This is a genomic window from Dyella sp. OK584, from assembly GCF_057787755.1.
In genome coordinates, this window is record NZ_CM173542.1 from 2,774,890 (window position 1) to 2,789,318 (window position 14,429).

Here is a 14,429-nt window from a genome sequence, read left to right on the forward strand (position 1 = left end):
TTCGATTGGCAAGACCGTTTATGGATTTCGACCGCTACGACCGCATCCGTGCCGTGCAATGGCAGGGTGACCACCTACGATTGCTCGATCAGCGCCTGTTGCCGCAGGAGGAGCGCTGGATCGACTGCAACACGGCTGGCCAGGTGACGCAGGCCATCAAGGATCTCGCCGTTCGCGGTGCGCCGGCCATCGGCATCGCTGCAGCTTGGGGCGTAGTGCTGGCAGCCAAGCAGGGTGAACCGCTCGACGCGGCGCTGACCGCACTGCGCGCGGCGCGTCCCACGGCGGTCAACCTGATGTGGGCGCTTGATCGCATGAAGGCACGCATTGCCGCCGGCGCCGATGCGTCGGCGCTGGAGCGTGAGGCACAGGCGATCCAGGACGAGGATCTGGCTGCCAACCGCCATATGGGTAGTTTGGGAGCAGCCCTGATTGCACCGCATTCGGGCGTGCTTACCCACTGCAATACCGGGTCGCTGGCAACGGCGGGCTTCGGCACGGCGCTGGGCGTGATACGCGCCGGTGTGGCAAGCGGACACATCGAACAGGTTTATGCCGGCGAGACGCGGCCGTGGCAGCAGGGCGCACGCCTGACCATGTGGGAATTGGTGCGCGACGGCATCCCCGCCAAGCTCATCGCCGATTCGGCCGCGTCCCACCTGATGCGCTCGGGTGCGGTGCAATGGGTCATCGTCGGTGCTGACCGCATTGCCGCCAACGGCGATACCGCCAACAAGATCGGTACCTATCAGCTGGCCATCGCCGCGCGCCACCACGGGGTGAAGTTCATGGTGGCGGCGCCATCGTCCACGGTCGACATGGCCACCGCGTCAGGCGAAGACATCGAGATCGAGCTGCGCGATTCGGCGGAACTGCTTTCGGTAGCCGGTCGTCGCACCGTGGTCGAGGGCGCACAGGCGTGGAATCCCGTATTCGACGTCACGCCGGCCGACCTGATCGACGCCATCGTCACCGAGCGCGGCGTGATCGAACGCCCGACCACGCTCGCCATGCAGGCCATGTTCGGTCGATGAGCCTGCGTCGTCAGGTGCTGCTGTTCGGTATAGGCGGCACCATCGGCCTGATAGTCGATGCCGGTGTGGTGCAGGCATTGGTTAGTTGGGGGCATTGGAATCCCTATGTCGCCCGCGTGGTCTCTTTCCTTTCCGCAGCCACGGCAACCTGGCTGTGGAACCGTCGGTACACGTTTGCACATCGGGACAGTGGCCGCTCGCTGCGTGCCGAATGGCTGCATTGGATCGCGCTGATGAGCGTGGGCGCGGTGGTCAACTACGGTGCTTACGCTGCGATTCTCATGGTGTATCCGTGGCTGCATCGTTGGCCGGCCGTGGCGGTGGCGGCGAGTTCGGCCGCAGCTTCGCTGGTCAATTTCGCGACAGCTCGCGGAGTGCTTTTCAAGAGCGCCAAGACGTCAACGTAAGCCATTGATTTTCAATGTGAAAATACTGTGAATTCAGCGACAAACGTGTTACACTTTCGGAGTTGCCTTTCGGGCCGCTAGCGCACTCATCCGAGCTGCGCTCACTGCGGCCTTTTTCATCATCAGGGAAGCCGATTGATGGCAGAACTCGCCAAAGAAGTCATTCGCGTCAACATCGAAGACGAGATGCGTCAAAGCTACCTCGATTACGCCATGAGCGTGATCGTGGGCCGCGCCCTTCCAGATGCCCGCGATGGTCTGAAGCCGGTACACCGCCGCGTGCTGTTTGCCATGAACGAACTAGGCAACGCCTGGAACAAGGCTTACAAGAAATCGGCCCGCGTGGTCGGTGACGTCATCGGTAAATACCACCCGCACGGCGACGCCTCGGTTTACGACGCGATCGTGCGCATGGCCCAGCCGTTCTCGCTGCGCTACATGCTCGTCGATGGCCAGGGTAACTTCGGTTCGGTGGACGGCGACAACGCCGCTGCCATGCGATACACCGAGGTGCGCATGTCGCGCCTTACGCAGGAGCTGCTGGCCGACATCGACAAGGACACCGTTGATTTCGGCCCCAACTACGACGAGAGCGAGCACGAGCCGCTGGTGCTGCCCACGCGCGTACCGAACCTGCTGATCAATGGTTCGGCGGGCATCGCGGTGGGCATGGCCACGAACGTGCCACCGCACAATCTCAACGAAGTTGTCGCCGCCACTATTGGCCTGATCGACGATCCCACGTTGTCGATCGAGGACCTGATGCAGTACATCCCGGGTCCGGATTTCCCGACCGCGGGCATCATCAACGGTTCCTCCGGCATCATCGAGGCCTACCGTACCGGCCGAGGCCGCATCCTCGTGCGTGCGCGGGCGGAGATCGAGACTGAGTCGAACGGTCGCGAGACGATCATCGTTCACGAGCTGCCGTACCAGGTGAACAAGGCTCGCCTGATCGAGAAGATCGCCGAGCTGGTCAAGGAAAAGAAGCTCGAGGGCATCAGCGAGCTGCGCGACGAGTCCGACAAAGACGGCATGCGCGTGGTGATCGAGATCCGTCGCGATGCGATGGCCGACGTGGTGCTCAACAACCTGTTCCAGCAGACGCAGCTGCAGGTCACCTTCGGCATCAACATGGTCGCCCTTTTGGACGGCCAACCGCGCCTGCTCAACCTCAAGGACATCCTCGAGGCGTTTATTCGTCACCGCCGTGAAGTGGTGACGCGCCGGACTATCTTCGAGCTGCGCAAGGCCCGTGCCCGCGCGCATATTCTGGAAGGTCTCACTGTTGCGCTCGCCAACATCGATGAGATGATCGAGCTGATCCGTAACTCGGCCTCGCCGCAGGAAGCACGCGAGCGCATGCTCGCGCGCAAGTGGCAGCCGGGCATGGTGAGCGCGTTGCTTGGCGCCGCCGGTGCCGAAGCCTCGCGACCGGAAGACATGGATCCGCGCGATGGCCTCAAGAGCGATGGCTATCAGTTGTCCGAAGTGCAGGCCCAGGAAATCCTGGCCATGCGCCTGCACCGCCTCACCGGCTTGGAGCAGGACAAGCTTTCCGACGAATACCGCCAGATTCTCGAGACGATCCGCGGCTTGATCGAAATCCTCGAAGACCCCGCGCGCCTGCTTACGGTGATCCGCGGCGAACTGGAAGTCATCAAGGAAGAGTTCGGCGACGAACGTCGCACCGAGATCCAGCATTCGCAGGAAGATCTCAACGTACTCGACCTGATCGCGCCGGAAGACGTGGTCGTTACGCTGTCGCATACCGGTTACGTGAAGCGCCAACCGGCCAGCACGTATCGTGCGCAGCGTCGTGGCGGCAAGGGCCGCTCGGCCTCCGCGTTGAAGGACGAGGATTTCGTCGAGCAGCTTTGGGTGGTCAACACGCATGACACGCTGCTGGCCTTCACCAGCATCGGTCGCGTGTACTGGCTCAAGGTGTACCAGATGCCGGAGTCAGGACCGAACGCGCGTGGCAAACCAATGGTGAATCTGTTGCCGCTAGGCGAGGGTGAAAAGGTGCAGGCTGTATTGCCGGTGCGCGAATACACCGACGACCGCTTCGTGTTCTTTGCCACCAAGCGGGGTACGGTGAAGAAGACGCCGCTCACCGAGTTCGCGTTCCAGCTGCAGAAGGGCAAGATCGCGATCAACCTCGATGAGGGCGATGCGCTGATCGGTGTGGAACTCACCGATGGCAACAGCGACGTGCTGCTGTTTGCCTCCAACGGCAAAACCGTACGCTTCGATGAGTCGGAAGTCCGTTCGATGGGACGTACCGCAACGGGTGTGCGCGGCATGAAGTTGGCCGACGAGGCGAATGTGGTGTCGCTGATCGTGGCCGCCGAGGGGGACGTCCTTACGGCGACTGAACGTGGCTATGGCAAGCGCACTGCACTCGACGAGTTCCCGAAGAAGGGCCGCGGTACGCAGGGTGTGATCGGTATCCAGTGTTCCGAGCGTAACGGTGCGTTGGTCGCCGCCACGCAGGTTACCGAGGCGCACGAGCTGATGCTGATCTCCGATCAGGGCACGTTGGTGCGCACGCGCGTGGCCGAAATCTCGCAGCTCAGCCGTAATACTCAGGGTGTCACGCTGATCCGTCTGCCCACCGAAGAATCGCTGGTAAGCGTGGTTCGTCTTGATGCGGAAGTCGAGAACGGTGAAGGCGAGGAAGGTCAGGCTGAACCTGTTGCGGATGCGCCCAACGACGCCGAGTGATTCATCGCTTCATGTAAAAAAAGAACCCGGCATCGCCGGGTTTCTTTTTTTAAGGAGCGCGGTCTTCAATCCGCGGATTCTTCGATCATATCGACGCGTTCGGGATAGAACGCCAGATATTCCTTGATCGCGGCGACAGCCGGATAAGGATCCTCATACGTCCAGACAGCATCGATGGTGCGCTCGCCACCCGACGGGATGCTGTAGTACGAGCAGTCGCCCTTGTAGGGACAGTAGGTGTGTCGATCGGTGCGTACAAGCAGCGACATGTCCACGTCCTTGCGCGGAATGTATTGCACCACCGGATACGAGGCTTCGCGCAGGCTCAGCGCTGAGCGCGTATCGGCCACGACACGCCCTGACACGCGGACCACGATATGGGCAGGATTGGGCGTGATGCCGATGGGATGGTCTGGTCCAGGTATCCGCCGCTCTTTGCTGGTCATGGCATCGGTTTCGCGGAATGGGGAGTAACGAGGCTACTCCCTTTTTCTGTCAGGGGCGCGCCAGGCGGCTCATTCAGATAGCCGTCCGTCTGGCGAGCTTGGCCGAGTCCCATCAACCGATTGCTTCCAGCATCGCTTCAGCCGTCGATACGCGGAATTCGCCCGGCGCTTCGACTTGCAACAGCTTCACTACGCCGTCTTCGGCATACAGCGCAAAGCGCTTGGAGCGCAGGCCCATTCCGTAGCCACTGCCATCCAGCTCAAGGCCAAGTGCGCTGGCGAAGCTGCCATTGCCGTCGGCCAGCATCAGCAGTTCGTGCGGAACATTCTGCGAGGTGGCCCAGGCCTGCATGACGTAGGCATCGTTGACCGCCAGGCACATCACATCGATGCCGCGTGCCTGGAACTGGGCAAATTGCTGCACATAACCTGGCAAGTGACGATTGGAGCAGGTCGGAGTGAAGGCGCCTGGCACCGCGAACATCACCACCTTGCGGCCGGCAAACAGTGGACCGGTTTGGGCTTGCTCGATCTTTGCGCCGATGGCGCGAATCTCGACGTCGGGCAACGTCTGGCCGACCTGGATGCTCATGAGGGGATGCCTGTGGTGATGGGATAGGAGCGGGATGCTAGCGCCATGCAGGCGGCTTGTCGCCTTGAATCACGCGACTTTCGCACCCATTTGCCCAACCATAGAGAGGGTGGCGAGACATCGCCATGTATCACCCATACGAGTCGGGCGAGTGTTGCGTTGCCGGCCGGTTGGCGGGGGACCATGATTTCCTTCGCACCGGGCTGAGCGGATTGATCGCCGGGGAGTGGCAGTGGAATTCAAAGATTATTACGACATCTTGGGTGTAAAGCCGGAGGCCACGGAGGCCGAGATCAAGGTCGCCTATCGAAAGCTGGCCAGGAAGTATCACCCGGACAAGAACAAGGACGCCGGAGCCGAAGACAAGTTCAAGGCGATCAATGAAGCCAACGAAGTGCTTCGTGACGCCGAAAAGCGCCGTGCCTATGACGAGCTGCGCGCAGGCGGATATCGCGGCGGCGAGCAGTTCCGTCCGCCGCCGGGCTGGGGCCAGAGCCATGGCTTTGATTTCGGTGGCGATGGCGGTGGCGATTTCAGCGATTTCTTCGAGAGCCTGTTCGGGCGCGGCGCCGGTTCACGTGGGGCACCTCACGCGCGCCGTGGTGGCGATGTGCATGCACATGTGCAGATCGATCTGCAGACAGCGTTCGACGGTGGCAAAACACGACTGGCCTTGCAGGACGGGCGCGGCGGAGAGCGGGTGCTGGAAGTGAAGATCCCGGCCGGTATCCAGCCGGGGCAGGTCATCCGCCTGGCTGGTCAGGGTCATGGCGGCATGGGTGGCGCTCCAAACGGCGACCTGCTGCTAGAAGTAGGTATTCGCGACGATGCGCGCTTCCGCCTGGATGGCCGGAATGTACTGCATGTATTACCGATCGCGCCGTGGGAAGCTGCCCTGGGTGCCACGCTGCCGGTGCCGACGCTGGCGGGCACGGTGGACTTGCGCATTCCGGCGGGCTCCCAGACGGGACGCAAGTTGCGTCTGAAGGGGCGCGGCTTGCCGGGGGCGCATCCGGGCGACCAGTTGGTGGAATTGTCGATCAGGGCGCCGGTGGCCGATACCGACGCGCAGCGAGTGGCCTACGAGGCCTTGCGCGAACAGTTCGCCGACTACAACCCGCGCCAGTGAGCCTGGTTGGGCAGCCAAAAAAAGCGGCGCCTATGGCGCCGTTTTTTTTCGTGGAGCGCGCCCGGTCAGACGGGCAGCAGTTCCTTGAGCGTGCTTACCAATTCTTCTTCCTTGATCGGCTTGGTGACGTAGGCTTTCGCGCCCTGGCGCAGCCCCCACACCTTGTCGGTTTCCTGATCCTTGGTGGTGACCAACACGACCGGGATGTGCGAGGTTTCAGGATCCTTGCTGATCGTGCGGGTGGCCTGGAACCCGTTGAGGTTGGGCATCACCACGTCCATCAGGATCAGGTCGGGACGCTCACGCTTGGCCGCTTCGACACCCGCTGCGCCGTCTTCTGCGGTAAGCGCCTCGTGCCCGAGCTTTTCGACGATGCGCTTGATGCCCAGCAACTGCGACGGCGAATCGTCGACGATCAGGATGCGTGCCATAAGGTGGAATTCCCCTTGTTGTTTCGATGGATTCTAAGACGCTGTCGCCAAGCTTCCAAGCGCGGCGCTCATACGGCCGCGCCAACGCGTACCAGAGTACGCCCGAATGATTCGCCGGAGAGCATGCGATCGAATACTTCGGGCAATTGCTCCAGCGTGACCTCGCGCGTGGCAATGCGCTCAAGATGTTGCGGCTTCCAGTCGGTGGCGAGGTGCTGCCACACGCTGTCGCGGATGTCGCGCGCCGTGCCGGCAGAAGCAATGCCGAGCAGGCTGGCGCCACGGATGATGAAAGGCATGACGGTGCTTTCGAAGCCGATGCCACCCGCATTGCCGCAGATGGCGACATTACCGTAGGGCGCGATCAGCGGCAGCAGGCCGGCCAGCATGGCGCCGCCGACGTTGTCGAGCGCACCGCCGAAGCGGGCCGTATCCATTGGCTTGCCACTGAAGGCCAGTTGGTGTCGGTCGATGCACTCGGCGGCACCCAGGTCACGCAGGAAATCGAAATGCGAAGCCTTGCCGCTGATGGCGTGCACGGCGTAGCCGGCGCGGGTAAAGATATCGATGGCCAGCATGCCCACGCCGCCGGTGGCGCCCGTAACGGCGATCGGGCCCAGCGTCTGGGTCTGGCGGTTGTCCAGCATGCGCAGCAGCGACAGTGCGGCCGTAAAGCCGGCCGTACCGATGATCATGCTTTCGCGCAGGCTAAGCCCCTTCGGTAGCGGAATGGTCCAGGCCGAAGGCAGGCGGATGAACTCGCCGTAGCCACCATCGCGGACTTCCGAAAGCCCGCTACCGGTACAGAGCACGGCATCGCCTTCCTTGAAGGCCGGGTTGGTGGACGCAACAACCGTGCCCGCCGCGTCGATGCCACCAATGAGCGGGTATTGGCGAAGGATCTTGCCCTTGCCGGTGCCGGCCAGCGCGTCCTTGTAGTTGACGGAGGAGTAGGCCACCTGGATCAGGACTTCCCCTGCACTCAGGTCATCGGCACTGATCGTCTCGATACCGCCACGGTAGCCCGAGGCGTCATTGTGAATGCGAAAGGCGCGAAAGGCGCTGGGTGTGCTCATGGCCAATCCTGTGGTGATACGCGCCGGGTCTTCGCTCAGGCCTTGACGCTGCTGCGGTCGATCCATTTGGGCGTATAGACGCCCTCGAAGCTTTCCATCCAGTCGAAAAGATGCTGCATGTCCTCACCAAACCATACACTTTCGCGCTGCTCGGGGCGCACGAAACGTTCGGTCACCATGTGATCCATCATCGCGCGCAGCTGTGTGTAGTAGCCGCGCACATCGAGGAAGGCACACGGATAGCGATGCAATCCGAGCTGCGACCATGTCAGCATCTCGAACATTTCGTCCATCGTGCCGAAGCCACCGGGCAGTGCCACATAAGCGTCGGACAGTTCGAACATGCGTGTTTTGCGCTGGTGCATGGTTTCCACCACAACCAGCTCGGTAAGGCCGGCGTGCGCCACTTCCAGGTCAACCAGCTGACGCGGAATGACGCCGATCACCTGGCCGCCACCAGCGAGCACGGCGTCCGCCACCGTGCCCATCAGCCCGACCTTCCCTCCGCCATAAACTAGGGCGATGCCGCGCCGCGCCATCTCAGCGCCAAAGGCGCGAGCTTGCTCGACATAGTCGGGATGACTTCCGCTGCTGGAGCCGCAGTAGACGCAAAGGGCTTTGGGTTGGGGCATGGGATGCTTTGTAGTGCGCAGAAAAGTTGAGTTCGTCATTCCGGCGAAAGCCGGAGGTGTTTTAAAACGGTGAAGCTGGTCATCCAGCGTCTTTAATGTCCGAAGCCGAAGGCACTGAATTCCGGCTTTCGCCGGAATGACGTGAGGTGAAGGCTATGCCTTGATATATGCCACAAAAACCAACGGCCCGCCCATGTCGCCACGAGCGGGCCGCGTTGGCCTTGCCGCAGGGCTTAGTTACCCTTGTGGATCGCGCGCTTGTCGACCGATAGGGCGGCTTCGTGTACGGCTTCCGACAGCGTCGGGTGGGCATGGACGATGCGGGCCAGGTCTTCGGACGAGCCCTTGAACTCCATCGCCACCACGCACTCGGCGATCAGCTCGGACACACCGGGGCCAACCATGTGCACGCCGAGGATACGGTCAGTTTCGGCGTGGGCGATCATCTTCACCTGGCCGATGGCTTCGTTCATGGCCACAGCGCGGCCGATGGCGGCGAACGGGAAGGTGCCGACCTTGTACGGCACACCAGCGTCCTTCAGTTCCTTCTCGGTCTTGCCAGCCCAGGCGATTTCCGGCTCGGTGTAGATCACCCACGGCACGGTGTCGAGGTTGATGTGGCCAGCCTTGCCGGCGATCCACTCGGCCACCGCCACGCCTTCCTCGGAACCCTTGTGCGCCAGCATCGGGCCGCGCACGGCGTCACCGATAGCCCACACGCCGTCGACGCCAGTGTGGTTGTGCTCGTCGACCACGATGCGGCCGCGCTCGTCCAGCTTCACGCCAGTGTCGGCGGCCAGCAGGCCGTCGGTGTAGGCTCGGCGGCCCACGGCCACCAGCAGCTTGTCGACGGTGAGCTCGTGCGCGCCGTCCTTGTCTTCATAGGTCAGGGCGACTTCGTTGCCCTTGATCTCGGCCTTGGTGAGCTTGGCGCCCAGCTTGATGTTCAGGCCCAGCTTGGCGAATTCCTTCGCGGCGATCTTGGCGATGTCCGCATCCGCGACGCTGAGGAAGTCCGGCAGCGCTTCGAGCACGGTCGTGTCCGAACCCAGGCGCTTCCACACGCTGCCCAGTTCCAGGCCGATCACGCCGGCACCGATCACGCCCAGGCGCTTCGGCACTTCGGTGAAATCCAGCGCGCCGGCGTTGTCGACGATGAACTTGTTGTCGAACTTCGCGAACGGCAGCTCGATCGGCACCGAGCCGGAAGCGAGGATCACGTTGGTGGCGCTGATGGTCTGCTTGGAACCGTCGTTGCCGGTGATCTCGACGTCGTTACCCTTGAGCAGCTTGCCGGTACCGAAGAACGGCGTGACCTTGTTGGCCTTGAACAGCTGACCGATGCCGCCGGTGAACTGCTTGACGATCTTGTCCTTGCGGCCAATGAACGTGCCCAGGTCGACTTTGGCGCCTTCCACGGTGATGCCGTGCACCGGCAGATTGTGCGCGATGTTGTAGAACTGCTTGGACGAGTCGAGCAGCGCCTTGGACGGGATGCAGCCCACATTGAGGCAGGTACCGCCGAGGGCCTGCTTGCCATCCTTGCCGACAAAGGCGTCCACGCAGGCGGTCTTCAGGCCCAGCTGCGCGGCGCGGATCGCGGCCACATAACCGGCAGGGCCGGCGCCGATGACGATGACGTCGAATTTTTCGCTCATGGTTTTTCCTGGCTATCGACCGTGCCTTAGGAGCGCGGCGGGGTGGAGCGGGGGATTTTGTGCGGCGAGCGTGGATGAGATCGCACGTCTCGCCGCCAGAGCTTCGTTACCTATTTGGCATTTGAGCGGGACGCTCAAATGCCCAGCAGCATGCGCTGCGGGTTCTCGAGCTGGTTCTTGATGTCGACCAGGAACAGCACCGCGTCCTTGCCGTCGATGATGCGGTGGTCGTAGCTGAGCGCGATGTACATCATCGGCGCGGCGATCACCTGGCCGTTCTCGACGATGGCGCGCTCCTTGATGGCGTGCATGCCAAGGATGGCGCTCTGCGGCGGGTTGACGATCGGCGTGGACAGCAGCGAACCGAAGGTGCCGCCGTTGGTGATGGTGAAGGTGCCGCCCTGCAGGTCATCGAGACCGAGCTTGCCGTCGCGCGCCTTCTTGGCGTAGTTGAGAATGCCCTTCTCGACATCGGCGAAGCCCATGTCCTGCACGTCGCGCAGCACCGGTGTCACCAGACCCTTCTCGGTGGACACGGCAATGGAGATGTCCTGGTAGCCGTGATAGATGATGTCGTTGCCGTCGACCGAGGCATTGACCACCGGGTAACGCTTCAGTGCCTCCGCGGCGGCTTTCACGAAGAAGCTCATGAAGCCCAGCTTCACGCCGTTGGCCTTCTCGAACTGCTCGCCCAGCGTCTTACGCATCTTCACCACTTCGGCCAGGTTCACCTCGTTGAACGAGGTCAGCATGGCGATGGAGTTCTTCGACTGCATCAGGCGTTCGGCGATACGAGCACGCATGCGCGTCATCGGCACGCGCTCTTCCGGACGAGCGCCCGGGGTCGGCTTGGCGGCTGCCGCAGCGACGGCCGGAGTCGAGCCACCCTTGCCGTAGTTGACCAGGTCTTCCTTGGTCACGCGGCCATCGCGGCCGGTGCCGGAGACCTTGGAGGGATCGATCTGCTGTTCGGTGGCAACGCGCAGGCCTGCCGGGGAAAGGCCTTCAGTGCCCTTGGCGGCGGCTTGCGGAGCAGCGGGGGCGGCAGCGGCCGGAGTCGGAGCGGCAGCAACGGGTGCAGCGGCCGGGGCGGCAGCAGCGACGGCGCTTTCCTCGATCACCGCGATGACCTGCTGGCTGTTTACGGTGTCGCCAGTCTGGAACTTCAGTTCCTTGATCACGCCGTCGACCGGGGAGGGTACTTCCAGCACCACCTTGTCGGTTTCCAGGTCGACCAGGTTCTCATCGCGCTTAACTGCATCACCGGCCTTCTTGTGCCAGGTGGCGATGGTAGCGTCGGAGACAGACTCGGGCAGGACGGGAACTTTGACTTCGATAGACATGTGTTTTCCTTAATGAGTGCGTTCATCCCTGAACGCTAAGGTCAAAAAGCGGCCATCCATGGCCGCACTTTTAAGTTTCTTTATTCTGCCGCGTGGTCGGTGCCGATCGGCGCGACCAGTGCCTGCCCGACGAGCGCCGCCTGTTCAGCGACATGGGTATTGAGGTGGCCCGCGGCCGGAGCCGGCGAGCGGGAGCGTCCCGCGTAGGAGAGACTCTGCTTGCTGCTGACACAGGCCTGCAGGTGGTGGCGAATCTGGAACCACGCACCCTGGTTCATTGGCTCTTCCTGACACCAGATGACTTCCTTGGCGGCCGGGTACTTCTCAAGCTCGGCGGTGACTTCCGGGCGCGGGAACGGATAGAGCTGTTCCACGCGCATGATGGCCACGTCGGTGAGACCGCGCTTCTCTGCGTCTTCCAGCAGGTCGTAATAGACCTTGCCCGAGCACAGCACCACGCGCTTGACCTTTTTGGCGGTCAGTTCGCGATGCTCCGGAATCACCAGCTGGAAGCTGCCGGTGGCCAGTTCGTCCAGCGTGGAAACAGCCAGCTTGTGACGCAGCAGCGACTTGGGTGTCATCACGATCAGCGGCTTGCGCGCCGGGCGCACCATCTGGCGGCGGATCATGTGGAACGCCTGGGCCGGCGTGGTGGGCACGCAGACCTGCATGTTGTCCAGCGCGCACAGCTGCAGGAAGCGCTCCAGGCGAGCCGAAGAGTGCTCCGGACCCTGACCTTCATAGCCATGCGGCAGGAACAGCGCCAGGCCGCAGAGGCGGTTCCACTTCGATTCGCCCGAGCTGATGAACTGGTCGATCACCACCTGCGCGCCATTGGCGAAGTCGCCGAACTGGCCTTCCCAGATATGCAGCGTGTAGGGGTCGGTGGTGGAGCTGCCGTACTCGAACGCCATCACCGCCTCTTCGCTGAGCAGCGAGTCGATCACTTCGACATCGGCACCATCGCGGATATTGGCCAGCGGCATATAGGTGTAGCCGGTGCTCTGGTCATGCAGCACCGCGTGGCGATGGAAGAACGTGCCGCGACCGCAGTCCTGGCCAACTAGGCGCAGGTTGTAGTTCTCGTCGATGAGCGTGGCGTAGGCGAGATTTTCGGCAAAGCCCCAGTCGCCCGGCTGCTCGCCTCTGGCCATCTTGGCGCGGTCGTCGTAGATCTTGGCAACGCGCGACTGCAGGGTCAGGTCCTTGGGGAACTTCAGGATCTGGTTGGCCAGCTCGACCAGGCGCTGCTTGGATACGCCGGTAGGGGTCTGGGTCGACAGCTTGCCACCGATGAACTGGTCCCAATCGACCTCGATGTCCTTGATGAGCGCGGTGGTCAGCTCGGTCATCGATTCGCCGGCCTCAAGGCGGGCGCGGTACTCGTCGAACATCTTCTGCGCGTCGCCGTCGGCGATGACGCCTTCCTTCACCAGCTGCTGTGCGTACAGGTCGCGGGTGGTCGGGCGCTTGCGGATGATCTGGTACATCACCGGCTGGGTGGCTGCCGGCTCGTCGGCCTCGTTATGGCCGTGGCGGCGGTAGCACACCAGGTCGAGCACGACGTCCTTGCGGAACTGCTTGCGGAAGTCGTAAGCCAGGCGGGTGGCCTGGATCACAGCTTCCGGGTCGTCGCCGTTCACGTGGAACACCGGCGCATTGACCATCTTGGCCAGGTCGGTGCAGTACAGCGTGGAGCGGGCGTCCTGCGGATTGGAGGTGGTGAAGCCCACCTGGTTGTTCACCACGATGTGCAGGCTGCCACCGATCTTGAAGCCGCGGGCCTGCGACATGTTGAACAATTCCATGTTCACGCCCTGGCCGGCCAGCGCCGCATCACCGTGCACCAGCACAGCCAGCGACTGCTTGCGCTCGGTGTCGCGGCGGCGCGTCTGGCGCGCGTGCACGGAACCGGCGACCACCGGGTTGACGATCTCAAGGTGCGACGGGTTGAACGCCAGCGCGACGTGGGTGCCGCCGTTGGGCGTCTTGACGTCGGCGGAGAAGCCCATGTGGTACTTCACGTCGCCCGAGTGCGCGGGATCATCTGGATGATCGAACTTGCCTTCGAATTCGTTGAACAGCGTGCGCGGCGGCTTGCCGAGGATGTTGACCAGCATGTTGAGGCGGCCGCGGTGGGCCATGCCGATCACGACTTCCTTGATGCCGTTGTCGCCTGCGAAGCGGACCACGTCGTCCACCATCGGGATCAGGCTGTCGCCGCCTTCCAGCGAGAAGCGCTTCTGGCCGACGTACTTGGTGTGAAGGTAGCGCTCCAGGCCTTCTGCCGCGGTCAGCTCGGCCAGAACGCGCTGCTTGCCGGCCTTGTCCAGGCCCGCGCTGCCGTTGGCCTGCTCCATGTGGGTGTAGAGCCAGTTGCGCTGTTCATGGTTGCTGATGTGCATGAACTCGACGCCGAGCGTGTTGGTGTACACCTTCTTCAGACGTGCGATCAGGTCACGCAGCTTCATGCGCTGGCCACCGCCGGCAAAGTTGCCGCAGTCGAACTCGGTGTCGAGGTCGGCGTCGCTCAGGCCGTGGAATGCGGGCTCCAGATCCGGGGCGGGCAGCTTTTCGGCCAGGCCCAGCGGATCGAGGTTGGCGGCCAGATGGCCGCGCGAGCGGTAGGCGGTGAGGATGCGCAGCACGCCGGCCTGTTTGCGGGCGTGGGCGTCATCCATCGGACCGGCAGCAACGGCGGAGCGGGGCTGCTTTTGCGCGGCTTCTATACGCGCAATGGCCGCAGAGTGGGGCACATCCCCAGACTCGCGGCCTTTGAAGGTTTCGAAATATTTGCTCCAGTCGGCCGAGACCGACGAGGGGTCTGCCAACCAGGATTCATAGAGCTGTTCGACATAATCGGCGTTACCGCCGGCGAGTTGGGAGGAATCGAAGAACTCGCGGATCAGATTAGTGCTCACGTCACCACCGGTGAGGAAGGGAAGCTTGCAGCC

12 protein-coding genes are annotated in these 14,429 nt (G+C 62.8%); 4 read left to right on the plus strand and 8 right to left on the minus strand.

Annotated features, from left to right (window positions below):
- Positions 1–20: 20 nt before the first annotated feature.
- From mtnA to gyrA, 3 genes are all read left to right on the plus strand, one after another.
- Positions 21–1,034: an S-methyl-5-thioribose-1-phosphate isomerase gene (mtnA, locus tag AC3CBN_RS12470; protein WP_488633337.1), complete on the plus strand. Its 1,014-nt coding sequence runs from the start codon at positions 21–23 to the stop codon at positions 1,032–1,034.
- On the plus strand, positions 1,031–1,441 hold the full coding sequence (locus AC3CBN_RS12475; protein WP_488633338.1) for a GtrA family protein: 411 nt from the start codon (positions 1,031–1,033) through the stop codon (positions 1,439–1,441). Before mtnA ends, AC3CBN_RS12475 begins: the two co-directional genes overlap by 4 nt.
- 138 nt (positions 1,442–1,579) lie before the next feature.
- Entirely contained in the window at positions 1,580–4,168 is a 2,589-nt protein-coding gene (gyrA, locus tag AC3CBN_RS12480) for a DNA gyrase subunit A (RefSeq protein ID WP_488633339.1), read from the plus strand.
- Between the two features lie 65 nt (positions 4,169–4,233).
- On the opposite strand, the gene AC3CBN_RS12485 is transcribed toward gyrA, so the two are convergent.
- Both AC3CBN_RS12485 and AC3CBN_RS12490 read right to left on the minus strand, forming a co-directional pair.
- The gene (locus tag AC3CBN_RS12485; protein ID WP_488633340.1) at positions 4,234–4,614 is read right to left on the minus strand and encodes a DUF427 domain-containing protein; all 381 of its coding nucleotides are present in this window, start codon (positions 4,612–4,614) and stop codon (positions 4,234–4,236) included.
- 112 nt (positions 4,615–4,726) lie between these two features.
- A complete protein-coding gene (locus tag AC3CBN_RS12490) occupies positions 4,727–5,206 on the minus strand; it encodes a redoxin family protein (RefSeq protein ID WP_488633341.1) in 480 nt (159 codons plus the stop codon).
- A gap of 232 nt (positions 5,207–5,438) precedes the next feature.
- Here AC3CBN_RS12490 and AC3CBN_RS12495 point away from each other — a divergent pair, with 232 nt between their 5' ends.
- Positions 5,439–6,335 (plus strand): DnaJ C-terminal domain-containing protein, encoded by an 897-nt coding sequence (locus AC3CBN_RS12495; protein ID WP_488633342.1) that lies wholly within the window; start codon positions 5,439–5,441, stop codon positions 6,333–6,335.
- Positions 6,336–6,400: 65 nt separating this feature from the next.
- Here AC3CBN_RS12495 and pilH read toward each other — a convergent pair whose 3' ends face one another.
- The 6 genes from pilH to AC3CBN_RS12525 form a co-directional block, all read right to left on the minus strand.
- Positions 6,401–6,766 (minus strand): twitching motility response regulator PilH, encoded by a 366-nt coding sequence (gene pilH / locus AC3CBN_RS12500; protein WP_488633343.1) that lies wholly within the window; start codon positions 6,764–6,766, stop codon positions 6,401–6,403.
- Positions 6,767–6,834: 68 nt separating this feature from the next.
- On the minus strand, positions 6,835–7,842 hold the full coding sequence (locus tag AC3CBN_RS12505; protein ID WP_488633344.1) for a YhdH/YhfP family quinone oxidoreductase: 1,008 nt from the start codon (positions 7,840–7,842) through the stop codon (positions 6,835–6,837).
- 35 nt (positions 7,843–7,877) lie between these two features.
- Positions 7,878–8,474 (minus strand): LOG family protein, encoded by a 597-nt coding sequence (locus AC3CBN_RS12510; protein ID WP_488633345.1) that lies wholly within the window; start codon positions 8,472–8,474, stop codon positions 7,878–7,880.
- 233 nt (positions 8,475–8,707) lie between these two features.
- Complete coding sequence (gene lpdA / locus AC3CBN_RS12515; RefSeq protein ID WP_488633346.1) at positions 8,708–10,132, minus strand: dihydrolipoyl dehydrogenase; 1,425 nt, start codon at positions 10,130–10,132, stop codon at positions 8,708–8,710.
- Positions 10,133–10,266: 134 nt separating this feature from the next.
- Entirely contained in the window at positions 10,267–11,475 is a 1,209-nt protein-coding gene (gene sucB, locus AC3CBN_RS12520) for a dihydrolipoyllysine-residue succinyltransferase (protein ID WP_488633347.1), read from the minus strand.
- Positions 11,476–11,555: 80 nt separating this feature from the next.
- Positions 11,556–14,396: a 2-oxoglutarate dehydrogenase E1 component gene (locus AC3CBN_RS12525; protein WP_488633348.1), complete on the minus strand. Its 2,841-nt coding sequence runs from the start codon at positions 14,394–14,396 to the stop codon at positions 11,556–11,558.
- Positions 14,397–14,429 lie beyond the last annotated feature (33 nt).